Origin of the sequence: Psychroflexus salis (genome assembly GCF_014640175.1) — a bacterium.
GTDB classification, from domain to species: Bacteria; Bacteroidota; Bacteroidia; order Flavobacteriales; family Flavobacteriaceae; genus Psychroflexus; species Psychroflexus salis.
Genome location: NZ_BMGL01000006.1, coordinates 177,729 through 202,300 on the forward strand (window position 1 = coordinate 177,729; position 24,572 = coordinate 202,300).

Consider the following 24,572-nt stretch of genomic DNA (forward strand, 5'->3'; position numbering starts at 1 on the left):
TATATCTATAGATGTAAACGTAAAAAAACAGAATAATTGTATGAGTAAATTTACTATTGGTTGTATTTTTTTTGAAATTTTTGGTATAAATAAAAACCAAAATTACCAAACATAAAACCCATTGTAAAGCCAACTAAAATATCGCCTGGATAATGCACACCTATATAAATACGGCTATAAGTTATAACAAAAGACCAAAGTAACAACCAGTATATAATTTTTGGATAAACCGGTTTTAATACACGGCTTATAAAAATTGCTATAGCCATGCTACTAGATGCGTGAGCAGAATAAAAACCAAAGTTGCCGCAGCGTTTAGCAGAAAAACGAGCAAATTCCATGAAATCTTCGTTGCAGGGTCTTGGACGTTCGAAAAAATACTTAAAGAACCCAGCTAATTGATCGTTTAAGGCAACTAAAATTAGTGCAATAAGTAAAGTAATACCAAGACTTTTTAAATTGTATTTTTTATAAATTACAAAAAGTAAAAAAAGGTATAAAGGAATTGATGTCCATTTTTCTGTAATGATAATCCAAAACCAATCCCATTCTCTACTGCCTAAATTATTTAGGTATAAGAATAATTGGGTATCCCATTCTATGAATTGGTCTAACAACATTAAGATTGTTTAATTGAATTTTGTTTTTTACTAAGGTAATAAAATTCGCCTATAGAAATTAGTATTATGCTATAACCTAAAAGCTCTATGCTTTCTTCTGATGCATCTTTAATAGTTCTAAAAAAGCCATCTCCCATTAAATTTTCCCAATTGGTTCCTTTTCCATAGAGGCGAGAAAAAACATGTAGAGTAAACAAACCTACCGTAAAAACTCCAAATGCAAACTGATGTTGAATTTCTGCAACTTGTTTCCAAAAAGGTTTTCCGTGTTTTAATAAAATTATAATAGCAATAGCTACAACACTAAACGCAAGAATTTGCCATAAGCCATCGAAGAAACCGTCTAAAATTGAATCTAATTCTCGAATTAAATGCGTTAAAAAAAACAAGCTTAAAACAGCATTAAAGTAACGAAAAGCTTCGAATTTTATACTTGTAAAAGCTAAAAAAAGAACACCTATAAGCAAGAATATTTCTTGCGTTCGCTCTGTAAAAGAATCTTCTTTAAACTCACCAGTCATAAAATCTAATTTAATCATGTAAGTCGCAAAAAATAAAACTAAAGCATAAATAGGAAAACGTAAAAAGGTGGGTAGTAAATTACGCATATTGAATTTTGTTGTTAAATATTAGGCAGCAAAGAAACAAAAAATATTTGTTGTGTATAATAGCAAATAAAAAAGCCCCTATAAATAGAGGCTTTTTAAATACATGAGTAATGAGAATTAATTAAAGGTATAACGAACCCCTAACTGTAATCTCCAAGTATCGCCAATACTATTGGTATTTCTAAACGTTTCAGTTGGTAATTCTGATGTTCCAGAAACCGTATTCATTCTATACACTGGTTCACCTTGGGCATTTCTTCCACGGAAATTTAACAAATTGGTTTGATTTGCAAATTCTGGTACTCCCCAATCTGAATTCAATAAATTACCAAAATTCAAGAAATCTAAAGAAAATTGAATTTTGTTTTTATTATCGTTGGTTAACGCCACGTCTTGAGTTAAACGCAAATCAAAACGATGTAACCAAGGTCTTAATGCAGCATTTCGCTCTGCAATACTTCCTCTATTTTCGCTTAAATAATCGTCTTGATTAATGTAGTTATCTAAAGCTGCTGCTTGTTCTGAAGCAGAAATAACTCGATCTCCAGCATTGTAAGCTTCAAAATTTAACTCTGATGCGCTATTAGGAATGTACATTAAACGATTAGACGAGTCTCCAAAATTACCCGAATACGTATAACTAAACCTTCCTGCGTTGCTTCCTTGATAAAATACAGAAATTGTTGTGTTTTCGGTTTGATAAGCTACATTACCAATAACACGATGTGGCACATCGAAAGCAGAGTAGCTTAATTCTGGATTATTTCGATCTTCTTTTACTGTACTTGCCCAAAGCGATTGTGCTTGGCTACCACCAGATGCATCTAAATCGCGAGAGCGAGAATGTGTATAAGCCGCAAAAGCAGAAAAACCATTATCGAATTCCTTAGAGAATTGAGCTGTAAGGGAATAGTAGTCTGCTTTTTTATTAGCATTGGTTAACAAGAAAACATTTCTAAACTGGTCGTCGTTGGAGTAGCTTCCTTCCCAATAAGGACGCTGATCTGGACCACTTAACAGTCCGTCTGGTTCTCTCAAAACTGCATTATAAGCTATAGGTGTGGTAACATCTTTCGAATAAATAAATTCTAAGGTACCTACAATTCCGTAAGGTAATTGTTGATCTACAGCTAAGTTAGATCTCCATACTTGTGGAAGTTTGAAATTTTTATCGGTTAGATTTAACTCATTTGATAAAGTTTGTTCAGGATTTTCAGGATTACCGAAAGTTACGTCAGGATCGAATTGCCAGTTTGAATCAAAAATACCTGAATTAGCTACTTCTTCGCCTTCAAAGCCTAAACCTCCACGTACAACACCCGAACCATTTACTTGGTTAGATAACCATACAAAAGGCAATCTACCAGAAAAAACACCTGTTCCGCCACGTACTTGAGTTGTTCCATCTCCATTAACATCCCAGTTGAAACCAACTCTTGGAGACCACAACGGATTTACATCTGGGAACTGGCTTACATCTGGAGTAAACGTATTACCATCTAAATCTTGAAAGCCCCAATTTTCTGAAATAAATGCTGAATTTCCTGGTGTTCTTCTTGCTTCAACTAAATTGTTTAACAATTGATTACTTGGAATTGGCGTGTCGTAAAAAGGTAAGTCTACACGTAAACCAGCAGTTAACTTTAGGTTATCGTTTACTTGCCATTCATCTTGTAAATATAGACCAAGTTGATTAAAAATAGTTTGGTCGGTAGGTGGTGTAGTTGAACCATCTAAGGCATAACTTCTTGCAAATGCATCAGGTAAAGCACCTGGAATTCGGTTAATAATAGCATCTTCAAAAGCTTGGTATGTATTGAAACGATAAAAGCCATTAAAAACAGGATTAAATGCATTATCGAAAGTCATTCGTTCAAAATTTACACCAGCGGTAAATTTATGTTCTTTATAGAAGTACGAAAAATCGTTCGTTATATTAAAAATATCATTTTCTAGTAAATTTCCAACCGAAAATAATTCATTTCCTAAAGAAAAATAATACAATGGGTCACCTGCTGGTCCTGGTTCTAAAACTTCAATAAATGGAAAAGCTTGTCCACCCGGAATACCGCGTTTTGGATCTTGAACAGATGTATAACCCACATTTAATTGATTAGACATATTTTTTCCTAAAACCGATGTTAATTCACCTACAAAAGAAGTTACTTCCCGATCATTAGTATAGTTGGTATTTCTAAAATTCATGGCTTCAATGCCAGTTCTAGAAGTGTTTCTGTAACGTGTATCGATAAACCGAATTGAGTTACCATTAGTTGGTACATCGTTAAAAGCAGTATAACGATTGTAACGTGCCATAAATTTATGATCTTTATTAATGTTCCAATCTAGTCTTGCATTAAATCGAGTTTGTTCTGAAGCAAAGCTGTAACCTTCGAAGGCTCCAGTTTGATAACCATATAAATCTAACATATTGTTTCTTACATCTTGTAGCAAATCTGCTGGCACACGAGAGACAGAAACGTTATCTGGTGTTTCTCCTGGTCGTAAGGCTCTTTTATTAAAACTTGGCACCAATTCTTCTTCTTCTTCATAAGAAACAAAAAAGAACAATTTATCTTTAATAATTGGGCCGCCTACTGTAAAACCTTGAATTTCAGTTTTAGCATCGTTTTTATTTAAACGCAAGTCTCCTACCAAATCGCCCGTCATTTGATCATTACGTAGAAAGTAATAAGCAGAACCTTTAAAATTATTGTTACCCGATTTAGTAACTGCATTAACCGAAGCTCCTGTAAAGCCAGCTGTTCTTACATCGTAAGGAGCTAAATTTACTTGCACTTCTTCAATTGCATCTAACGAGACTGGGTTACCACCAGCAAATTGAGAACTTCCTAAACCAAAGTTATTATTGTAAATATTACCATCTATGGTATAGTTATTAAATCTGCTTGAAGTACCAGCAAAAGATGTTCCGTTAGATTGCGGAGTTAAACGTGTAAAATCGTTAATGCTTCTACTTATAGTTGGTAAAGCATCAATTTTTTTTCGCGATAAGTTTGTAGAAGCTCCCGTTTTAGATGGATCTGAAATTCCACGTTTAGAAGAAACTATCACTTCATCTAATAAACCACCAGTTTTCATGGTTACTTTTAAATTATAACTTTGTCCTAAGCCTAAATTAATGTCTGTGTAGCTTTGGTCTTCAAAACCTATATAACTTACAATTACTTGGTAAGGACCACCAACACGTACATTCGGAAAGTAAAATTGACCATCAAAATTAGTTGTAGTTTGGTAAGTTGTTCCAGATGGTAGGTGTTTGGCCTGCACTTCGGCATCCATAAGAGGTATTCCTGCATCGTCTTTAACAGCTCCTTGCATACTCGATGTAGTAACTCCTTGCGCAAATGCTCCAAAAGAGCATAACAGGATAAAAAACAGTAAAATTTGTTTCATTTTCATTGTGTTTTTGTTTATATATATTTTTATACAAATCAAATGAAAACTCAAGCATCATAGGTCACTTAATAGTCAAGACTGTTTTATTTTAATGTAAATAATTTCAGTTAATATTAGTTTTAGGTTAATAATGAAATACCTGCTTGATTTTTAACTTCATTTATACTAAAAGCACTTTGCGTATTAGCTATATGTGGTATATCGGTTAATTTATTCACCATAAAACTTCTATACTCAGTAATATTTTTAACTCTAATTTTCAGTAAGTAATCGTAGGTACCGCTAATGTGAAAGCATTCCAATACTTCATTTAAATCTTTTATTTTACTTTCAAATTCCAATAAATAAGCTTGACTATGCTTAGTTAATTGTATCATACAAAAGGACAAAAACTCTTTTTCAATTTTTTCTGTATTAAGTTGTATAGTATATTGCTGAATAACTTTGTTTCTTTCTAACTGCTTTATGCGTTCATAAACAGCTGTAGCAGATAAATTTACCTGACTAGCTAAAGCTTTTACACTTTGTTTTGCATCAGATTGAAGCAACTCTAATAGCAATTTATCGGTTGAGTCTAATTTCATAATTGTAATATTTTCAGATTTAATTGATTTTATTAGATCAATATAGAATATATATCTATTTTTTTAAACTAATATAGATTATTTTACTAATAAAATAACACACAATAGTATTTTAATTTATTTGTAATCATTTTTGATACAATAAATAAAAAAATAATCATGAAACACAAGCCTGCAAATCAAATACAAGATCTTCAATTTTTTGGAGAGTTTGGTGGTGTAAACCCATCCATATCAGATTCTTCAACGTATACTTTTATGAATGCAAAAGCCATGATGGACACCTTTACAGGTGAACAAGCGGGTTGCTATTTGTATTCTAGACATAGTTCGCCAAGTACTCAATATCTATCTGAAGCCTTAGCGAAGTTAGAAAATACCGAAGCTGCACAAGTTTTTGCTTCTGGAATGGGTGCCATTAGTTCTACTTTAATGCAATTGTGTAAAAAAGAAAACCATATCGTTTCTAGCAGAACTATTTATGGTGGCACTTATGCTTTTATGAAACATTTTTTACCTGAATTTGGAGTAGAAACCAGTTTTGTAGATATCACGAATATTCAAGCTGTTGAAGCTGCTATTACTTCACAAACAAAAGTTTTGTACTGTGAAACGTTAAGCAACCCCTTATTAGAAGTTGCAGACATTAAAGCCCTTTCTAAATTAGCTAAACAATACCATTTAAGCTTGGTGGTAGATAATACCTTTACTCCACTTTGCATTTCGCCAACACAACAGGGTGCGGACATTGTAATTCATAGTTTAACTAAATTTATTAATGGAAGTTCGGATGCAGTTGGCGGAGCAGTTTGTGGTAGTTCAGAATTTATTGAAAGCCTAAAAGATGTTAACCATGGTGCTGGAATGTTACTGGGGCAAACTATGGATACTCTACGAGCAGCATCAATTTTAAAAAACCTAAGGACTCTACCTATTCGAATGCAAAAACATAGTGCCAACGCACTTTATTTAGCTGGATTTTTTGAGAGCTTAGGTTTACAATGTGCTTACCCTGGCTTACAAAGCCACAAAGGAAATCAAACTTTTCAAAATATTGGAAATGCTGAATTTGGATGCAGTGGACTGCTTACATTGGACTTAGGTTCAATTGAAAAGGCTACTCAGTTTATGGAATTGATGCAATACGAAAATGTGGGTTATTTAGCTGTTAGCTTAGGTTTTTATAAAACTTTATTTACTGCATCTGGAAGTTCTACTTCTTCAGAAATTCCTGAAGATGAACAAAAGGAAATGGGATTATCTGAAGGATTGGTTCGTTTTTCAATAGGTTTAGACCACGATATTAAAAGAACAGCAAATAAAATCCAAAAATGCTTAGTTGCCTGTGGTATATTAAATAATAAAACACAAATTGAAGTTACTGCCTAATAACTAAGCATGTTTTAAGCAGTCACTTCAATTTTTCGATATGCTCAAGAGAATTTGCTTAAAAATAAAATTTTTCTTAAACGCTTCACATAATCATGTAATAAAGAAAATTTCTAGTGTAAATAAAGTTATAAGCGAAGTTTAATTACTTCGCTTTTTTATTGGTATCCTAAAACAAAAGATTATTCAATTTACTTATAAGTTAGATAATAGCAATTGCGTAACTTATGTTACAACTACATTTCATTAAAAAACATATTTTTGTAAAAAATTATATATGGAACTCAATTTTAAAGTTCAAAACTTAAAATGTGGTGGATGTGCAAATAGCATTACTAAAAAGCTTTTAAGTTTAAATGAAGTAAATGCTGTAAATGTAAATTCAGAAACTGCTGAAGTTACAGTTAGCACTACCAATGCTTCATCTGAAGCGATTTTAAGAGAAACTTTACTTAGCTTAGGATATCCCGTTGAAGGTGATAAAAATGCAATAACAAGTAAAGCAAAATCTTTTATTAGTTGTGCAACAGGAAGAATGTCGAATTAAAAAATTAAACTATGAAAATTAAACAATTTGAAGATGCGCCACTTGCGCATTATTCTTACGCCATAATAAGTAATGAAAAAATGGTAGTAGTAGACCCAGCTAGAAACCCACTACCCTACTATCAATTTGCAGAAGAAAACAATGCCGAAATTGTAGGTGTTCTAGAAACACATCCACATGCCGATTTTGTAAGTAGCCATTTGCAAATTCATAAAGAAACAGATGCTACTATTTACGTTAGTAAAATGGTAGGTGCAGAATATCCACACCAAGCTTTTGATGATGGAGATGAGTTTATGTTTGGAAATGCAACTGTAAAAGCCATTCATACACCAGGCCATTCACCAGACGGAATTACTTTTTATATAACCAATTCTGAAAATGACACAAAAGCTTTATTTACTGGAGACACTTTATTTATTGGAGATGTCGGCCGACCAGACTTACGTGAAAAAGCAGGAAACATGAAAGCTAAACGTCAAGAATTAGCAGAAGCCATGTACCAAACCATACAGACTAAGTTTACAAATTTAAGCGATGATGTGTTGGTGTATCCTGCACATGGTGCTGGAAGTTTATGTGGAAAAAACATGAGTGATGCCGCCAGCTCTACACTAGGAAACGAGCGTGTTGGAAACTGGGCATTCAAAAAGCAAACACAAGAAGAGTTTGTAAATGAAATTTTAAAAGACCAACCCTTTATACCAAGTTATTTTGGTTTTAATGTTGATATTAATAAAAAGGGAGCCACTAACTTTAAAAGTAGCATTTCTGATCTTGTAGTGAAGCTAAATATAAATACAATTGAAAAAAATAGCCTTATTGTAGATGTTAGAGATCAAGCTGAATTCAAAAAAGCTCATTTTAAGGGAAGTTATAACATCATGGCAAGAGACAGCAAAGATAAAATTGAAACTTGGCTAGGTTCCATTATTCAACCAGAAGAAGCGTTTTATCTTGTGGTTAATTCAATATCTGAAATTGAAGAAATCATTAGTCGTATTGCCAAAATTGGTTACGAAAAACAAATTAAAGCGGTTGTAAGTATAGGTAAAAATGCTAATGTAGTATCAACTGAACCTTTAGATTTAAAGCATTTTAAATCTAATTTAAACGATTATAAAATTATCGATATTCGTAATGAAAGTGAGCATAAAAATGAAGTTAAGTTCGAAGCATCTTTAAATCATCCATTAAATCACTTGCGTACTTCTGCAAAAGAAATAGCTAAAGACAAGCCGATAGTAGTTCACTGTGCTGGTGGATACCGTAGTGCGGCTGGAGCAAGTATACTTGAAGCTAAATTAGAAAATGCAAAAGTGTTCGATTTAAGTACAGCTATTGAAGATTTTAATTCATAATTATTAATTCATAATTAAATCTCTTTGCAAAAAAAAAGGCGCTGATTAGCGCCTTTTTTATGTAATAGTATTTTATATTAATTTTCTTCCCGTCATTTCTTCAGGTTTTACCCACTCGTCAAATTCTTTTTCGGTGGTGTGACCTAAACGTACTGCTTCTTCTTTTAAAGTTGTTCCGTTTTGATGGGCTGCGTTGGCAATTTCAGCTGCTTTATAATAGCCTATTTTAGTATTTAAGGCAGTAACCAACATCAATGAATTTCTCAACAACTCATCAATTCGTTCTTGGTTGGGCTCTATTCCTTTTGCACAGTTTACATCGAATGAAACACAAGCATCACCTAATAATTGAGCTGAAGCCAGCAAATTAGAAGCCATTACTGGTTTAAAAACATTCAATTCAAATTGACCTTGCATTCCACCAACGCTAATAGCCACATCATTACCCATTACTTGCGCGCAAACCATGGTTAAAGCTTCACACTGCGTTGGGTTTACTTTACCTGGCATAATGGATGAGCCTGGTTCGTTAGCAGGTATGATTAACTCTCCGATACCACTTCTTGGGCCTGAAGAAAGCATGCGTATATCATTAGCAATTTTATTCAAAGAAACTGCTAATTGTTTAAGAGCTCCGTGTGTTTCAACAAATGCATCATGTGCTGCTAAGGCTTCAAACTTATTTTCAGCAGAAACAAATGGTAATCCTGTAAATTTAGCAATATATTCAGCTACTTTCTGGGCATAATTATCGGGTGTGTTTAAACCTGTACCAACTGCAGTACCGCCTAAAGCTAATTCTTGTAAATGGGGTAATGTGTTTTTTAAGGCTTTTAAACCATGATCCAATTGCGAAACATAGCCACTAAATTCTTGGCCTATGGTTAAAGGGGTAGCATCCATAAAATGTGTTCTACCAATTTTAACAACATCTTTAAAGGCTTCTGCTTTTTTATGTAATGTATCTCTTAACTGTTGAATACCAGGAATAGTTACTTCAACAATTTTTTTATAGGCTGCAATATGCATTCCAGTTGGAAAAGTATCGTTAGAAGATTGCGATTTGTTTACATCATCGTTTGGCGAAACACTGCGTGTTCCTTCTCCTAATTTATTTCCTTGAATTTGATGGGCTCGGTTAGCTACTACTTCGTTCACATTCATATTACTTTGCGTGCCCGATCCTGTTTGCCAAATTACTAACGGAAATTGATCGTTGTGTTTTCCTTCTAAAATTTCATCGCAAACTTGTGCGATTAAATCTCTTTTTTCTTTAGCTAAAACACCTAGCTCTGCATTGGTAAACGCAGCAGCTTTTTTTAAGTACGCAAAACCTTCAATAATTTCGAAAGGCATGGACGCGGCTGGACCGATTTTAAAATTATTTCTAGAGCGTTCGGTTTGTGCTCCCCAAAGTTTTTCTGCTGGAACTTTAACTTCTCCTATAGTATCTTTTTCTATTCTATATTCCATGTAATTTGATTTTATAACTTCAACAAATTTAAGAAAATATGTTACTGTTTAATAGTGTTTAGTGCATTAAAAAAAGTTGATAATTTCTATTTGAAAATGCATGTGATTTTTAGTTGATGTACTATATTTGCAATATAAATTAAAGCATTATGTTCGATATTAATCAATATTTAGGTTTTCTTGCATTTTTAACCATATTAACCATAGGTTTTTGGTTGTTAATATTTTTAACTGCTATTATTCCATATTGGATTGGTGGTGCTTTAATAGAGCGTCTTAAAGAGCTAAAAGAAGCTAAGAAAAAGAAACAGGAAACTGAATAAGTATTTTTAGAAACTGCATTTACTTTAGGTAAACTATTAATATCATAAAAAAACCTAAGTTTTAAAACTTAGGTTTTTTTTGTTGGGTATTTCTTAATTATTTTATTAGTAACCATCATCATCATCATAACCGCCACCACCAGAACCTCTTCGCTTGTCTTTTGGTTGATTAAAACGGTATACAAAAGTTAAAGTTACTTGGCGTTCTCTCCATTGAAATTCACTATCTGAAATAAAGTTTGGAGTAACTGTAAATTGATCTCGCACTCTAGAATTAAATAAGTCTCTAACGTTTAGTGAAATGGTAGCTTTTTCGTTTAAAATATCTTTACTAAATGCTAAATCTAAAGATGCAATTGGGTCTGTTTTAGTTTGGGCATTTTCTCTTGGTCCACGATAAAAGGCATTGGTTTGCCATTGAATATCCCAAGGTAAGATTACGTTGGCGCTAAATCTACCGAAATAGGATTCGTTAGTTGCGCCGTATTCAATACCTTCAAACTCTCCGTCACTTTCAAATCTGAAATAATTGAAGCTCAAGTTAGTTCTCAACCATTTTGCTGGATTATACAACAGACCAAGTTCTGCACCATACCGTTCTTCGGTAGATAAATTTATAGGAATGTTTTCAATAATATCAATACCATCTTCTGCTGTATCTCTTCCTGTATCACGCTGAACACGTTCAAAAGATTCTGTTTCTCTTTGGTAGTAGACCGAACCTGTTAAGGTTATTTGTTCCCATTGTTTTAAATAACCTAAATCGAATGCATTAGCAAATGCAGGGTCTAAATCTGGATTTCCTTGAAAGATATTAGTTCTACTGGATTGAGAAGGGAAAGGATTTAAAAACCAGCTTCTAGGTCGATTAATTCTTCGGTTATAGCCTAATGATATATTTTCTTCTTCTCCTATTTCATAAATTAAATTTACCGTTGGAAACAAACCATTAAAGGTTTTATCAAAATTAAAGTTCTGATCGAAATTTTCTTCATTAACAGGAATCGTTTCACCTTTTAATTGAGTTTGTTCAAAACGAAGACCTAACAAAAAAGAAAACTTATCTCCTAATTTATCACCATATTGTGAGTAAACCGCCGTGATGTTTTGTTGAAAATTGAATGTACTAGATAACGAGTCGTTGAGTGTAAAAGGAGCATCTTCTGCTAATTTTCTATTAACTAAAAAGCCTTGCTTAGCGTCTGAGTAATCCCCACGAAAACCAGCTTCAAACTGAGTTTCTCCGATAGGAAGGACATAATCAGCCTGTATTAAAAAGCTTTTTTCGTCTTCTGTTTCAAACACATTTTGTCTAGCAACAAAGTCTGTAGATGGAGAAATAATATCTTCAAAAATCCGATTGTCTTTAGTTTCATCTTTATTAGAATACTGAAAATCTGCCGTTAATTTATGGTCTCGGTTATCTGGATCGAATCGTTTTTCGTAGTTAAGAGCATATTGAAAGCGTTTATCATCTTCAGCTTCTTCTTCAGTTCGGAGTGTCGTACTATTTTCTGTTTGATTTAAAAAGCGAGTTGTTCTGTTTCGTGTTCGGTCTAAGTCGTCTCCTAAGCGCATAAAAAAACTTGCAGTTAAAGAAGAAGTTTCATCAAAAAAATATTCAACACCAGTATTCATATTGAAATTTTCACCGCTTCTATCGTATTTTCTATTTTCAATAATTCTATCGAAATTTGGATTTCCAGGATATTGATTATCGTAGAATGCATTACCAGGGCCTTTTCTATCGGTATATCCTAAATTATTAAATATATTAAATTTATCTGTACGTAGGTTAATATTGGTATAAGCTCCTGTATTTCTTGGATCTCCAATTGTTCCACGAAAAGAACCATTAATTCCTAATGTCTTTTCTCTTTTTAAAATAATATTGATAATTCCACCAGAGCCTTCTGCATCATAACGGGCCGATGGGCTTGTAATAACTTCTACAGATTCTATTGCATCTGCTGGTAATTGCTGAAAAACATCTTGATCACCAAAGCCTGCTACCGAAGAAGGTTTACCATTAATTAAGATACGTACATTTGCGTTTCCTCGTAAGCTTATTGCACCATCTACATCTACCGTTACCGATGGCACATTAGCTAATGCTTCACTAACTGTTCCACCAGCAGTAGTTAGGTCTTTTCCTACATTATAAATTTTCTTATCAAGCCGAACATCTACTTGTGTAGTTTCATAAACAACATTTACTTCATCTAATTCTTGCTGAGCAAATTGAAGACTAATTGTTCCTAAATTTGTATCCTTATTTATGGATTTATTGTTAATCTTTTTGGTTTCAAAAGAAATAAATTCGACTTCAATATGGTAGGTTCCACTGTCTACTTTAATTGAAAAATTTCCATCAAAATCGGTTACGCTACCTTTTACATCTTCAGGATTGTTGGTTGGTATTACTTTAACGGAAGCCATTTCTAAGGGAATGCCTTGATCGTCTATAACTTTTCCTTTAATTTCATATTCTTGTGCGTAAGATATGCTTACTAATAAGCATAGAAAGAGTCCAATAAAATATTTCACAGTTTTTGTTTATGTGTTTTTACGGTAGTTTGACTTTAAAAAGAAAGCTGCGTTTAATGGGGTGTAGTTAATATTGAGTTAATGAAGCTCAGAAATATTAGAGACTAACAAATAAAAATAATTAAATCATTGTATATCAAGTAAATAAAAATTTTTATTATTTTGATTTAGCATAAAATTTATTAAATTTTCTTTTGGAAAAATAACCAAGAATGAACCAAGCTGCTAAACTTCCTAAAATAAATTTATAACTAATTATTTGGTCTCCACTAGCATACGAATGTAGACCAGATAAATAGAAATTAACTCCAAAATACGTCATTAAAATTGAACCAAAAGCTAAAATCGAAGCCCAATTAAAAGCCCAAAAACCACGCAGTCCAGGAACTAATCGCATATGAATAACAAAAGCATATACAAAAATACTAATCAAAGCCCAAGTTTCTTTTGGGTCCCAACCCCAATATCTACCCCAGCTTTCATTTGCCCATTGTCCACCTAAAAAGTTACCAATAGTCAACATTACTAAACCTACGGTTAGTGCTAATTCGTTTATATAAGAAAGCTCTTGAATATTCAACTTCATTTTTTTAATGTTGTCTTTATTGGTAAACAACATTAAAATTAGAGCTGCCAAACCAATAATCATTCCTAAAGCAAATGGTCCATAACTACCAACAATTACAGCTACATGAATCATTAGCCAATACGAATCTAATACAGGCTGAAGGTTAGAAATGGATGGATCCATCCAATTCCAATGCGCAACCATTAAAATAATTCCTGTTACAAAAGCAGTTGACCCCATAGTTAAATCGCTTTTTCTACCAAAAGCTAATCCCATAGCAGCTGTTGCCCATGCCACGTAAATCATGCTCTCGTAGGCATCGCTCCAAGGTGCATGACCAGAAATGTACCAACGTAAGGCTAAACCAGCAGTATGTAATAGTATAGAAGCAACAAATACAATTTTTGTAAATTTAATAACAACAGATGCAAACTTAGAATCTTTGAAAATTTGGATAATAACAAAAATTACCATTAATAAGCCCACATATAAGTAGGCTTGGAATAAAGCGTTAAAAATATCGACTTTATTATACAATATTTCTGCTTTCACTTTGGTTTCTGAAGGCATTACTTGTTTACCATGTTTTTTTTGAAACCCATCTAAGATAGCGAGTAATTCGTTGGGCTGTTCGTAATTATTGGTTTCAATTGCATTTTGAAGCGTGCTCATGTATAATGGAAATACTTTATGCACAATTGTAGAATCTGGTCCTACAAAAAAAACTTCGTCTTCTGCTTCGCGAATTTCTGGAATAGAAACCCAACGATTAGCAGGGTGGTTAGGAATTGGAAAAACTCGCAAAACATCGCCTTGTAGCGCATCGTATAATAAATTTACTCGTTGATCTGCTTCGATAAAATCTTTTTGAAATTGATTAGGCACTGCAGCAGAATAAGCATCTCTAAGAAATGGAGCAAGTTTATACTCATTGTTTTCATCAAAAAAATCAGTAATGGAAACATATTTTTTTCCACGATCTATTCCTAATAAGTTATGTAAACTATCGTTTTTGGGTTTCAAATAAATAATGGGTGCAGGAAACCAACGCATAGGATTTTCAATCATAGATATAAAAGCTTGGTCGCTATTTAAGCCTGCATATTCATCTTTTTTACTCAATTTTCTAAGCAATTCAGAAGAATAAGTATTTACTGGTTTCATCCGTCCATTCGCATCTTGAATAATAAGTTCTCCAAAACGTTTAGCGTGCGCTTTGCTAACAGCTTTAGACTGAATAATTGAATCTAAAGTTTGTTGGTCTATTTGTGGAGCTTTGTTTACCGCTTGCGAAGTTGTTTCGGGTAATTCATCTTGATCTACATTTTCAATTTGTTGAGCTTTAAGTCCAAATTGCAAACCAAAAAACAAGATAAAGAAACTTGCGAGTTTTATTTTTTTGCTTTTTACCTTATCTAATTTTTTCCTAAGCTCACCAAATCGCGAATTACGATCGAAAAGAATAGCCATTAATCCAAAATACAATAAAAAGTAACCAATGTATGTAATCCAAGTTCCCCACCAATCGTGGTTTACACTTAAAATTGTTCCGCCTTCATCGGCATCAAAAGATGCTTGAAAAAAACGATAGCCTTTATGGTCTAAAACATGATTCATATAAATATCATAAGGATAAGATTCGCTCCCATCAATTACGTTAACTTTACTCATAAAAGATGCGTAACTAGGATTAGCTCGATCTTCTGTTCCTGGATGTTTTTCAGCAATAAAATCGTTTAATTTTATAGAAAAAGGCAATTCGTATTCCTTGCTTCCGTAACGCAGATAAATATCGAAACCACCCACTTCTATTTTTTTCATATCTTCAAGAAATCCTTTTCCTCCTAAAACACCAACTTGTTTAGTTTCATTATTTGCCGAAACTTTAAAAATAACGCCTTGTGGCATATTGGGTTTTTTCATTTCTGGCTCACCTACGCTATATTCACCTCGTACTACTGGATCTGGAAATACAATCTGCATACCACCAATATTATACAAAGAACGTAACTGCAATTCTTGAACAGAATCGGCTACTAGATCACCTTTTTTTTGGTCTGCCATCCGCATGTATCGACCATCGAATGGTGATTCTATAGTAAATCCTGTTTTATTGGTTCCTGTAATATTTACAGCCCCATCGGTGTATTTATTAAAAGCAAATAGCATATTGCTTATATTGGCCAACTCTCCTTCTCGTAAGTAACGGTCTTGACGTTGTCCGGTTGAACCAGTTTCAACCATTTTAAGGTAATTCTCTCCATCTGTTGTAGGAACGAGTTGCTCTTGGGCTGCTTCAAAAAAGCTTACAACTTCAATTTGTATAGCAGTTTTATCAAAGCTTGTTTCTATGCGTTTGTTATTATTTAAACCTGGAGCAAGTAATAGCGGAAAATTTTCTTTTTTCCGAAGCAATTCGCCTTCAATTTTTCCATCGATGTATGTTGTTAAAAAAGTCTTTTCAGTTAGCATGGTATTGGCAACTTCTCCTTCACGAATAGGCATAACTCCTTCGTAACCAATATAACGTGTAATCCAGGCACCCGTAAGAATTAAAATAAAGGACAAGTGCAGAACTAAAGTTGTCCACTTTTTTTGACTTATTAATTTATATCTAAAAATATTTCCTATAAAATTAATTACAAAAAACACCATAATAACTTCAAACCACCATGCATCGTAAATATAATATTTAGCAGTTGCGGTTGAGTAAGAATTTTCTACAAATGTACCTATTGCCATAGCTAACGCATAGATTATAAAAAGCATTGCCATTAGGCGAGTCGAAAATAATATATCTTTAATTTTTTGCTGAATCATCAATAGAAATTTGAAATGCAAAGATACTTAATATACTAAGAAAAATAGAGCTATTTAACCGATTTAGAATTCGATATAAGTTAAGTAAATGATAAAAAAATGAAGTTGAAGCTACGACCAATACGAACGTCTTAATTCTATTTAGGTTTAAAATTGAAGTTTTTAAAAAGCCTTTTTGAAAAGTCTATTTGCTTTTAGAAGGTATTGTTTACTTTTACGCTTTAGTTGAAGCTTTTTTAAAATGATAAAAACTGTAATAATTGGTTTCGGAAATGTAGGCTTTCACCTTGCAAAAGCATGTAAATTGGCTAACGAAATCGACTTGCTTCAAATTTATAACCGAAGTGAAGTTGAAGCTAATGAGCAAAAAGAAATTGGTGTAGAGTTTATAAGCAACTTCAAACTATTAAAAAAAGCAGATGTTTATATTGTTAGTGTAAAAGACGATGTGGTAGCAAATGTAGTTCAACAAATTCCATTTGCAAACAAAATAGTTGCACATACTTCAGGAAGTTTGCAATTACTTAATACAAAGCAAAACGATGCAGTTTTTTATCCCTTGCAAACTTTTAGTAAAAACAAACTATTAAATTATAAGACAATTCCTATTTGTTTGGAAGCAAACCAAAAAAAAACGTTTACAACACTTGAAAAAATGGCTAAGAGTATTTCGCCAAATGTATATTCTATTTCTACAGAACAACGGCAAGAGTTACATTTAAGTGCTGTTTTTGTGTGTAATTTTGTAAATCATTTATATGTAATTGGTGAAGAAATTTGCAAACAACATCAAATTCCTTTTGAAATTTTAGAGGCTTTAATTGAAGAAACTGCAAATAAAATTAAAACTCTATCTCCAGTTGAAGCGCAGACTGGTCCAGCCTTACGTCACGACCAAAAAACCATAACTAGACACTTAACCCAACTAGAAAAAACTAATTTTAAGGATATTTACCAACAACTTACAAATTCGATAGCTAAAAAACATGGAACAAAATTATAAAGAATTATTAGAAAAAATTAAATGCTTCATATTTGATGTAGATGGTGTTTTAACCAGTGGTAAATTATTAATTTCCGACCAAGGAACATTGTTAAGAAGCATGAATGTAAAAGATGGTTTTGCTATGAAATACGCACTAAGCAGAGGGTACAGCTTATGTATTATTTCTGGCGGCACCAACGAAGGAGTTCGTGAACGCTTAAAAACCCTTGGCATAACCGATGTATATTTAGGAATTAACGACAAAGTAGAAGTTTTAGACGAATACCTAGATATTTATGGAATTTCTAGAAGTGAAGTTGCTTATATGGGCGATGATATTCCAGATGTCTATCCTATGAAAGAAGTTTTGTTGCCTACTTGTCCACAAAATGCTGTGCCTGAAGTTAAGCGCTTAGCCAAATATATCTCACATAAAAATGGTGGCGAAGGCTGTGTACGCGACTTAATTGAGCAAGTTTTAAAAACGCAAGGAAAATGGGCCATTTAATTTAATTAAACTTACTTGTGCAAACCCGTATACGCGCCTTTATAAATTTAATTCGGCTACCTAACTTATTAATGTTAGCGCTTGTACAAATTTTAATCATTGTATTTTTTCTACCTACTTTTATACCAGCTTTTAAGTTCGAAACTTGGAAACTAATTATTTTAGTTGGTAGTATTTGCTTGATAGCTGCAGGCGGAAACTTAATCAATGCGCATTTTGACCAACAAACAGATTTAATTAACAAATCGAGACATTACACTAACTACAAAATTCTCGGTAAAAAAAATAGTATTTTTTTATATGTAATACTTTCATTATTAGGATTAATTTTGGGTTTATACTTATCTTTCATCTTCAATAATTATATAGCTGGCGGTATTTATTGCTTTGTGTTTATTGCTTTATATTTATATTCAAAATACTTAAAAGGCAGTTTTTTAATTGGTAATTTATTGGTAAGTACATTAATTGGGTTAAGTATTTTACTTCCTTGGATTATAAGTGTTCAGTACGAAGTTTATTCAATTCAGGATTCTGTTTTTCAGTTATTTTTAAGCTACTCATTATTTGCTACTTTCATTAATTTTGCAAGAGAATTAGCTAAAGATGCAGAAGACATTATTGGCGATTTTTCTGCAAGACATACAACTTGCCCAATACTTATTGGTAAAAAACGCACACAACAACTAGTACAAGTCATCGTGTTTTTCTGTTTAATTGGACTGCTTGGGGTATATTTTAGATTTTTTTCAGGCCAATTGGCGCCTATGTTATACATCTTTTTTGGTCTAATTTCTACAGGAATCCTAGTTTTTGTAAAAGCAGGAAATGCAAAAAGAAAAAGGAATTTTAAAAATGTAAGTACCTTATTAAAATTTTGGATGTTTTTAGGCTTAATTAGTTTTGCCTTTTATTGAAATAGTCAAAGTCAAAACCAAATAAGCCGTTTTTAAAAAGTCTTTATTTATCAATTATTTAGAAAATTAAAATATAATGCTTCAACAAAAACTATCGCACTTACAAATTATTTTAGCTTCAAGCTCACCAAGAAGGAAAGCTTTACTCGAAGAATTGTTGCTTCAATTTACAACCGAAGTATATCCTGTAGACGAAGCTTTCCCAAAACAGCTTCAACAAGAAGAAATTACAGATTTTTTAGTAAAATTAAAAGCGGATGCGTTTCGGAAATTAAGCGAAAACGAAGTAATTATTACTGGCGACACCATTGTATGGAATAACAAAAAAGCTTTGAACAAACCCGCAAATAAGGATGAAGCATTTAACATGCTAAAAAGTTTATCGGGTAAAACGCATCAAGTTATTTCTTCAATTGGTGTAACTTCATCTAAAAAACAAATTATTAAAAACGACAGAGTAGATGTTAGTTTTAGAGAACTAACATCTAATGAAATTGAGTTTTATATCGAGCATTTTCAACCATTTGATAAAGCTGGTGCTTACGGAATTCAAGAATGGATTGGAAAAATAGGAATTACTTCTATTCGTGGTTCATTTTACACCGTTATGGGCTTACCTGTTCATTTGCTATATGATGCATTGTTAGCAATAGCAAAAAAGTAATTCTAGCAAAAATGTAACAAATTAAAGATTTTGCATACTTACTTGGTAACTTAAATATGCAACAATGATTCAGTTACAACTTAAAAACTTATCAAAAACATACGCTAACGGAGTAAAAGCTTTAGATGATATTTCTATTGAAATAAATGCTGGAATGTTTGGTCTTTTAGGCCCTAACGGTGCAGGAAAATCAACTTTAATGCGAACCATCGCTACGCTTCAAAAACCAGATTCAGGTGAAATTCACTTAGGAGATATTAATGTTTTAGAAGAAAAAATGCGTTTGCGAAAAGTTTTAGGGTATTTACCACAGCAATTTGGGGTGTATCCAAAAATGTCTGCCGAAGCTTTACTGAATTATTTTGCAGAATTAAAAGGAATTACCAACAAAAAAGAGCGTCAAGAAATTGTAGCTTATGCTTTAGCTGTAACAAATCTTACCGAAGTAAAAAACAAACATGTCGCTGGATATTCTGGTGGTATGAAACAGCGTTTTGGTATTGCACAATTGTTATTAAACAATCCAAAATTAATTATTGTAGATGAGCCTACTGCTGGTTTAGATCCTGCAGAAAGACATCGTTTTTTGAATGTATTACGTGAAATAGGTACCAATCATATTGTTATTTTATCTACACATATTGTAGATGATGTAAAAGAATTGTGTACAGACATGGCTATTTTAAATGGTGGAAAGATTTTGAGTAAAATGTCGCCTAAAGAAGCAGTTGAAAATATTCAAGGTAAAATTTGGACTACCATTACTGACCGTGATGGTGAAGATGAATTAGCTAACAAATACAATGTAATTTCGAGTAATTATAACCAAGACAATACCTTAAACGTCCGGGTTTTTGCTGAACAAATGCCAGATGCCATTTTTAAACAAGCAGAAGCAGATTTGGCCGACGTATATTTTGTGCATTTAAAAGAAGACGAACAACAAACTATAAATTCGTAAGCTATGTTAAGTAAAATAGTTTCATTCGAATTAAAATATTGGCTAAAAAGTCCATTATTATATACCTATGCCATCATCATGGCAGTTATTTCTATGTTTATCATGGCTTCTGCCGTTGGCGTTTTTGACGATTCTACAGTTACAGTAACTGGAATTAGCAAAATTAATTCAGCAAAAGGTATTACTGGCTTATTAGCTGCAATGGCTTTATTAGTGTACTTTTTGTTACCATCGATTGTAGGAACATCTATACATAAAGATTATAAATACGAAATGTATCAGGTGATTTTTGCTTATCCGTTTACCAAATTTTCTTATTTATTCGGAAAATTTATAAGCAGTTTTTTTATGGTATTGGTAGTTATTGTTTTTTGTATGCTCGGAATTTGGAGCGGCACACAACTACCAGGTGCTAACCAAGAATTATTACTCGATTTTCAGTTTTTAAATTACTTACAGCCCTTTTTAGTGATAGTAATTCCTAATTTATTGTTTTTTGGAGCTATTGTTTTTGGGGTGGTTACTTTCTCAAGAAATATTTTTGTAGGCTTCATTACAGTGGTAATTTTAATTGTTATTCAAAGTTTAGCAAATTCTTATATGCAGGATTTAGATACCAAAAACATTGCGGCTTTATTAGACCCAACGGGAATGTCTGCTGTTAGTTTAGAAACAGAATACTGGACGGTTGCTGAAGAAAACTCAAAATTAATACCCTTAAAAAACTATGTTTTATACAACCGCCTATTATGGCTTGGAATCAGCTCTGTTATTTTCACTTTAATATTTAGTTTATTTAAATTTCATCAACAGGCAGTAAGTTTCAATTTCTTTAAGAAGAAGGGAAACCGAATTACTAAACAAAATTTTGGTGTTAACTCTCGTATTCCTATGCCATCTTTTCAAGTAGATTTTTCTTTTGTAAGTCAATTACAAACAGCTTGGAAACACACATTTATCGAATTGAAATACATCTTAAAAAACTGGGCTTTTATTTCAATTGCTGTAGTGGCCATATTAATTACATGGCTAGTTTTAGAAGTAGGAATGCCCATACAAGGAACAGATACTTTACCAGTAACGCGAAATGTAATTTTGTTAGCAAATGGTGGACTTTCTTTGTTTTTAATGATTCTTATATTTTTATTCTCTGGCATGTTGCTTCACCGTGGGAGAATAAGCTATATGGATCAACTACTTGATGCTACTCCAATTTCGAGTTGGGTAATGCTATTGGCAAAATTTCTTGCCATTATATTCATGATTTTTATTTTATATGCGATATTAATTAGTATTGGCATCAGTTTTCAAGCAACTAAAGGCTTTTATAATTTTGAAATTGGACTTTACCTGTTTGATTTTTATGTTATTAACATCTGGAATTGGATTATTTACACTTTTTTAGCTTTCTTTTTTCACAGCCTTATTAAAAATTATATAGTAGGATTTGTTAGCTTAATTGCGCTTACAATTTTTTTAGGCTTCTTTTCTAGCTTTGGTATAGAACAAGCCATTTTTAATTTCAACGAAATTAGCAGTGTTAGTTACTCAGATATGAATGGCTACGGAAGTGGACTTACGCGTTTTTTTATGTATAAATTATACTGGGGTTTATTCGGTATTGCCTTATACATCTTAGCTTTATTGTTTTATAGACGGGGAATTTACGCTTCTATTCAAGAACGTTTTAACCAGGCTGGAAAACGATTTACAGCTGTTAATCAAATTATTTTATCTCTAAGTTTAATTGGTTTTTTAGGTATTGGCAGCTACATATACTATGTAAATAATATTCAAAATGAACGACTTTCAGGAAAAGAAAGAGAATTACGAACTGTTGAATATGAAAGAACTTATGGGCAATTTGCAAGTATTACACAACCTCGAATCGTAGCTTCTAAAATCAACTTAGATTTGTTTCCCGAAACAAGAGATTTTGAAGTTAATGGTCTTTATAATTTAATGAACAAAACCAATAAAGCCATCGATTCTATTCATCTAAACCTCAATGATAGACCAATAGAATATAGCTTCAACAAAAAGCATCAAGTGGTTTTAAAAGATAGCATTTACAATTATCATATTATTCAATTAAATGAAGCTTTACAGCCGGGAGAATCAATTGAATTTAATTTCAATATGAAAAATAAACCCAATACGTGGTTGCGAAATAACTCACCTGTAATTGCCAATGGCACTTTCATAAATAACAGTACTTTCCCAAGTATTGGCTACAATGAAAATGCAGAGTTAAAAAATAATATAGTACGTGAAAAATATAATTTACCACCAAAAGATCGAATGAAATCTCCATTAGATAGTACTAATTTGAAAAATACTTATATAGCTAACGATGCAGATTGGATTGATTTTGAAACTACAGTTAGCACTTCTCCAAACCAAGTTGCCATCGCACCAGGTTACTTGCAAAAAGAGTGGGAAGAAGATGGAAGAAGATATTTTCACTATAAAATGGACGATAAAATTTTAAATTTCTACAATTTTATGTCGGCTGAATATGAAGTTGTTGAAGAAAATTTTAACGGAATTAAATTACAGATTTTTTATCATAAAGGGCATGATTATAACCTAGAACGTATGCTAAAGGGAGCTAAAAAGGGCCTAGCATATTATGAAGAAAATTTTAGTCCTTATCAATTTAAACAATTAAGAATTATAGAGTTTCCAAGCGTTTTTGGAACCTTTGCCCAAGCATTTGCTAATACCGTCCCTTTTTCTGAATCCATTGGATTTATTGCTGATGTAAATGATGAAGACGAAGGAGTAGATTATCCATTTAGTGTTACTGCTCACGAAGTAGCTCATCAATGGTGGGCGCACCAAGTAATTGGGGCAAATGTACGTGGAGCAACCGTCATGTCCGAAAGTTTATCTGAATACAGTTCGTTAAGAGTACTCGAAAGTGCGTTTGGTGCAGAAAAAATGAGACGCTTTCTAAAAGATGCTTTAGACAAATACTTAAGTGGCAGAAAGTTTGAAAGCCAAGTGGAATTACCACTTATTTTAAATGAAAATCAACAATATATTCATTACAACAAAGGTTCGATGGTAATGTATGCCATGAGTGACTATTTAGGCGAAAAGAACTTTAACGCAGCTTTGAGTTCATACATAGATCAAGTAGCTTTTCAAGAACCACCTTACACAACGGCTATTGAGTTTACCGAACATTTAAAAACACGCACGCCAGATTCGCTTCAGTATTTAATCACAGATTTATTTGAAACCATTACCCTTTACGACAATAAAATTATAAAAGCTGAATTAGAAACTGTAGATAACAACAAACATAAAGTAAAATTTACTGCGCAAGTTGCTAAATACCGTAGTGACGAAAAAGGAAATACAGTATATGATGAAATGTACGGTACAACTTTAACTGAAGAAATAAACGGTGAAGAAGTTGAATCTTTATTTTTAGCTGATTATATTGATGTAGGCATTTACACTGAAAATGAAATCGATGGTAAAAAAGAAGAAAAACTCATTTATTTGAAAAAGCATAAAATTGAAGAAATTAACAATGCTTTTGAGATTGAAGTAGACCAAAAGCCAACTAGAGTAGGTATCGATCCACTGAATAAATTAATCGATCGAAATTCGAATGATAATCGAAGAAGTTTATAGTTTTCATCAACGTCAATTGGTTTAAGTTTTCATAGCAATAAGACACCGTATCGCAGCACGGGGTGACAATCAAAACTGTCATTCCGCACTTGATGCGGAATCTCATGAATTTGACCCAAAATGCTAAACCGGACTTGCTTTGCTTTTTCATAAGGATAAGACTCCGTGTCGCCGCACGGAGTGACAATTCCTAGGGAATGTTTACAGGTTGTTCAAACCCGTTTTACATGGACTTTCTCTACCGCTTCAACGTAAAATTAGCCTTAAACTCTTGTCTCTTTCCGGTTGATGGTTCTTCGTATTCTACGCTAAACCAGTAATCGTTTGCTGGCATTACTTTACCGTTGTACGTGCCATCCCATCCTGGGCTACTTGGACTGAGTTGTTTTAGCAGCTTTCCGTAACGATCAAAAATGTAAATTTTCGCGTTGTTTTGATTGGCTATACCAATAATATTCCATCTATCGTTATAACCATCTTCGTTGGGGGTGAAGAATTGTGGGTAATCGATTAAGGATACTTCTACAATAACTTCGCCACAACCCCCTACATCTCTCCCGCGTACTTGGCGAACCCCAGCTTCTAAATTACTGAAGATGATGCTTACTTCTCCTTCTGCTAAACTGCTC

At 32.8% G+C, this 24,572-nt stretch carries 18 protein-coding genes; 10 read left to right on the top strand and 8 right to left on the bottom strand.

The genetic code is table 11. The features are described from left to right. Positions 1 to 53: 53 nt before the first annotated feature. The 4 genes from IEV63_RS06475 to IEV63_RS06490 all read right to left on the bottom strand — a co-directional run bounded on the left by IEV63_RS06475 (position 54) and on the right by IEV63_RS06490 (position 5,232). On the bottom strand, positions 54 to 620 hold the full coding sequence (locus IEV63_RS06475; RefSeq protein WP_308419937.1) for a phosphatase PAP2 family protein: 567 nt from the start codon (positions 618 to 620) through the stop codon (positions 54 to 56). Beyond that, on the bottom strand, positions 620 to 1,228 hold the full coding sequence (locus IEV63_RS06480) for a hypothetical protein (RefSeq protein WP_188405972.1): 609 nt from the start codon (positions 1,226 to 1,228) through the stop codon (positions 620 to 622). Before IEV63_RS06480 ends, IEV63_RS06475 begins: the two co-directional genes overlap by 1 nt. Positions 1,229 to 1,345: 117 nt before the next feature. After that, entirely contained in the window at positions 1,346 to 4,645 is a 3,300-nt protein-coding gene (locus IEV63_RS06485) for a TonB-dependent receptor (protein WP_188405973.1), read from the bottom strand. Between the two features lie 122 nt (positions 4,646 to 4,767). Beyond that, a complete protein-coding gene (locus tag IEV63_RS06490) occupies positions 4,768 to 5,232 on the bottom strand; it encodes an Lrp/AsnC family transcriptional regulator (protein ID WP_188405974.1) in 465 nt (154 codons plus the stop codon). Between the two features lie 159 nt (positions 5,233 to 5,391). Between IEV63_RS06490 and IEV63_RS06495 the strand changes: the two genes are divergently transcribed. The 3 genes from IEV63_RS06495 to IEV63_RS06505 all read left to right on the top strand — a co-directional run bounded on the left by IEV63_RS06495 (position 5,392) and on the right by IEV63_RS06505 (position 8,529). After that, the gene (locus IEV63_RS06495) at positions 5,392 to 6,621 is read left to right on the top strand and encodes an aminotransferase class I/II-fold pyridoxal phosphate-dependent enzyme (RefSeq protein WP_188405975.1); all 1,230 of its coding nucleotides are present in this window, start codon (positions 5,392 to 5,394) and stop codon (positions 6,619 to 6,621) included. 277 nt (positions 6,622 to 6,898) lie between these two features. Continuing rightward, positions 6,899 to 7,168, top strand: coding sequence for a heavy-metal-associated domain-containing protein (locus IEV63_RS06500; protein WP_188405976.1), 270 nt, complete (start codon positions 6,899 to 6,901; stop codon positions 7,166 to 7,168). Between the two features lie 11 nt (positions 7,169 to 7,179). After that, positions 7,180 to 8,529, top strand: coding sequence for an MBL fold metallo-hydrolase (locus IEV63_RS06505; protein ID WP_188405977.1), 1,350 nt, complete (start codon positions 7,180 to 7,182; stop codon positions 8,527 to 8,529). A 72-nt stretch (positions 8,530 to 8,601) separates the two neighbouring features. Here IEV63_RS06505 and fumC read toward each other — a convergent pair whose 3' ends face one another. Further along, the gene (gene fumC, locus IEV63_RS06510; RefSeq protein ID WP_188405978.1) at positions 8,602 to 10,002 is read right to left on the bottom strand and encodes a class II fumarate hydratase; all 1,401 of its coding nucleotides are present in this window, start codon (positions 10,000 to 10,002) and stop codon (positions 8,602 to 8,604) included. Between the two features lie 149 nt (positions 10,003 to 10,151). On the opposite strand from fumC, the gene IEV63_RS06515 reads away from it, so the two are divergent. Then, positions 10,152 to 10,325, top strand: a complete 174-nt coding sequence (locus IEV63_RS06515; RefSeq protein WP_188405979.1) for a hypothetical protein — start codon at positions 10,152 to 10,154, stop codon at positions 10,323 to 10,325. Positions 10,326 to 10,430: 105 nt separating this feature from the next. Here the strand turns inward: IEV63_RS06515 and IEV63_RS06520 are convergent, their stop codons facing one another. Both IEV63_RS06520 and IEV63_RS06525 read right to left on the bottom strand, forming a co-directional pair. Next, the gene (locus IEV63_RS06520; RefSeq protein WP_188405980.1) at positions 10,431 to 12,872 is read right to left on the bottom strand and encodes a TonB-dependent receptor; all 2,442 of its coding nucleotides are present in this window, start codon (positions 12,870 to 12,872) and stop codon (positions 10,431 to 10,433) included. 157 nt (positions 12,873 to 13,029) lie between these two features. Continuing rightward, entirely contained in the window at positions 13,030 to 16,260 is a 3,231-nt protein-coding gene (locus tag IEV63_RS06525; protein ID WP_229737199.1) for a cytochrome c biogenesis protein CcsA, read from the bottom strand. Positions 16,261 to 16,501: 241 nt separating this feature from the next. Here IEV63_RS06525 and IEV63_RS06530 point away from each other — a divergent pair, with 241 nt between their 5' ends. The 6 genes from IEV63_RS06530 to IEV63_RS06555 all read left to right on the top strand — a co-directional run bounded on the left by IEV63_RS06530 (position 16,502) and on the right by IEV63_RS06555 (position 23,943). After that, positions 16,502 to 17,263, top strand: a complete 762-nt coding sequence (locus tag IEV63_RS06530; RefSeq protein ID WP_188405981.1) for a Rossmann-like and DUF2520 domain-containing protein — start codon at positions 16,502 to 16,504, stop codon at positions 17,261 to 17,263. Beyond that, positions 17,247 to 17,753, top strand: coding sequence for a KdsC family phosphatase (locus tag IEV63_RS06535; RefSeq protein WP_188405982.1), 507 nt, complete (start codon positions 17,247 to 17,249; stop codon positions 17,751 to 17,753). Before IEV63_RS06530 ends, IEV63_RS06535 begins: the two co-directional genes overlap by 17 nt. A 17-nt stretch (positions 17,754 to 17,770) precedes the next feature. Beyond that, positions 17,771 to 18,670 carry a UbiA family prenyltransferase gene (locus IEV63_RS06540; protein ID WP_229737200.1) on the top strand — a complete coding sequence of 300 codons (900 nt, stop codon included), beginning with the start codon at positions 17,771 to 17,773 and terminating at the stop codon, positions 18,668 to 18,670. 76 nt (positions 18,671 to 18,746) lie between these two features. Continuing rightward, positions 18,747 to 19,334: a Maf family nucleotide pyrophosphatase gene (locus IEV63_RS06545; protein WP_188405984.1), complete on the top strand. Its 588-nt coding sequence runs from the start codon at positions 18,747 to 18,749 to the stop codon at positions 19,332 to 19,334. 64 nt (positions 19,335 to 19,398) lie between these two features. Next, the gene (locus IEV63_RS06550) at positions 19,399 to 20,295 is read left to right on the top strand and encodes an ABC transporter ATP-binding protein (protein ID WP_229737201.1); all 897 of its coding nucleotides are present in this window, start codon (positions 19,399 to 19,401) and stop codon (positions 20,293 to 20,295) included. A gap of 3 nt (positions 20,296 to 20,298) precedes the next feature. Then, complete coding sequence (locus tag IEV63_RS06555; RefSeq protein ID WP_188405985.1) at positions 20,299 to 23,943, top strand: ABC transporter permease/M1 family aminopeptidase; 3,645 nt, start codon at positions 20,299 to 20,301, stop codon at positions 23,941 to 23,943. A gap of 238 nt (positions 23,944 to 24,181) precedes the next feature. On the opposite strand, the gene IEV63_RS06560 is transcribed toward IEV63_RS06555, so the two are convergent. Beyond that, on the bottom strand, positions 24,182 to 24,572 hold a 391-nt coding region (locus IEV63_RS06560; RefSeq protein ID WP_188405397.1), incomplete at its 5' end, for a T9SS type B sorting domain-containing protein.

Excerpts from the sequence above, each read along its gene's own strand:
- IEV63_RS06475 (WP_308419937.1), bottom strand. The coding sequence starts at position 620 with ATGTTGTTAGACCAATTCATAGAATGGGATACCCAATTATTCTTATAC.
- IEV63_RS06480 (WP_188405972.1), bottom strand. The coding sequence starts at position 1,228 with ATGCGTAATTTACTACCCACCTTTTTACGTTTTCCTATTTATGCTTTA.
- IEV63_RS06485 (WP_188405973.1), bottom strand. The coding sequence starts at position 4,645 with ATGAAACAAATTTTACTGTTTTTTATCCTGTTATGCTCTTTTGGAGCA.
- IEV63_RS06490 (WP_188405974.1), bottom strand. The coding sequence starts at position 5,232 with ATGAAATTAGACTCAACCGATAAATTGCTATTAGAGTTGCTTCAATCT.
- IEV63_RS06495 (WP_188405975.1), top strand. The coding sequence starts at position 5,392 with ATGAAACACAAGCCTGCAAATCAAATACAAGATCTTCAATTTTTTGGA.
- IEV63_RS06500 (WP_188405976.1), top strand. The coding sequence starts at position 6,899 with ATGGAACTCAATTTTAAAGTTCAAAACTTAAAATGTGGTGGATGTGCA.
- IEV63_RS06505 (WP_188405977.1), top strand. The coding sequence starts at position 7,180 with ATGAAAATTAAACAATTTGAAGATGCGCCACTTGCGCATTATTCTTAC.
- fumC (WP_188405978.1), bottom strand. The coding sequence starts at position 10,002 with ATGGAATATAGAATAGAAAAAGATACTATAGGAGAAGTTAAAGTTCCA.
- IEV63_RS06515 (WP_188405979.1), top strand. The coding sequence starts at position 10,152 with ATGTTCGATATTAATCAATATTTAGGTTTTCTTGCATTTTTAACCATA.
- IEV63_RS06525 (WP_229737199.1), bottom strand. The coding sequence starts at position 16,260 with ATGATTCAGCAAAAAATTAAAGATATATTATTTTCGACTCGCCTAATG.
- IEV63_RS06530 (WP_188405981.1), top strand. The coding sequence starts at position 16,502 with ATGATAAAAACTGTAATAATTGGTTTCGGAAATGTAGGCTTTCACCTT.
- IEV63_RS06535 (WP_188405982.1), top strand. The coding sequence starts at position 17,247 with ATGGAACAAAATTATAAAGAATTATTAGAAAAAATTAAATGCTTCATA.
- IEV63_RS06545 (WP_188405984.1), top strand. The coding sequence starts at position 18,747 with ATGCTTCAACAAAAACTATCGCACTTACAAATTATTTTAGCTTCAAGC.
- IEV63_RS06550 (WP_229737201.1), top strand. The coding sequence starts at position 19,399 with ATGATTCAGTTACAACTTAAAAACTTATCAAAAACATACGCTAACGGA.
- IEV63_RS06555 (WP_188405985.1), top strand. The coding sequence starts at position 20,299 with ATGTTAAGTAAAATAGTTTCATTCGAATTAAAATATTGGCTAAAAAGT.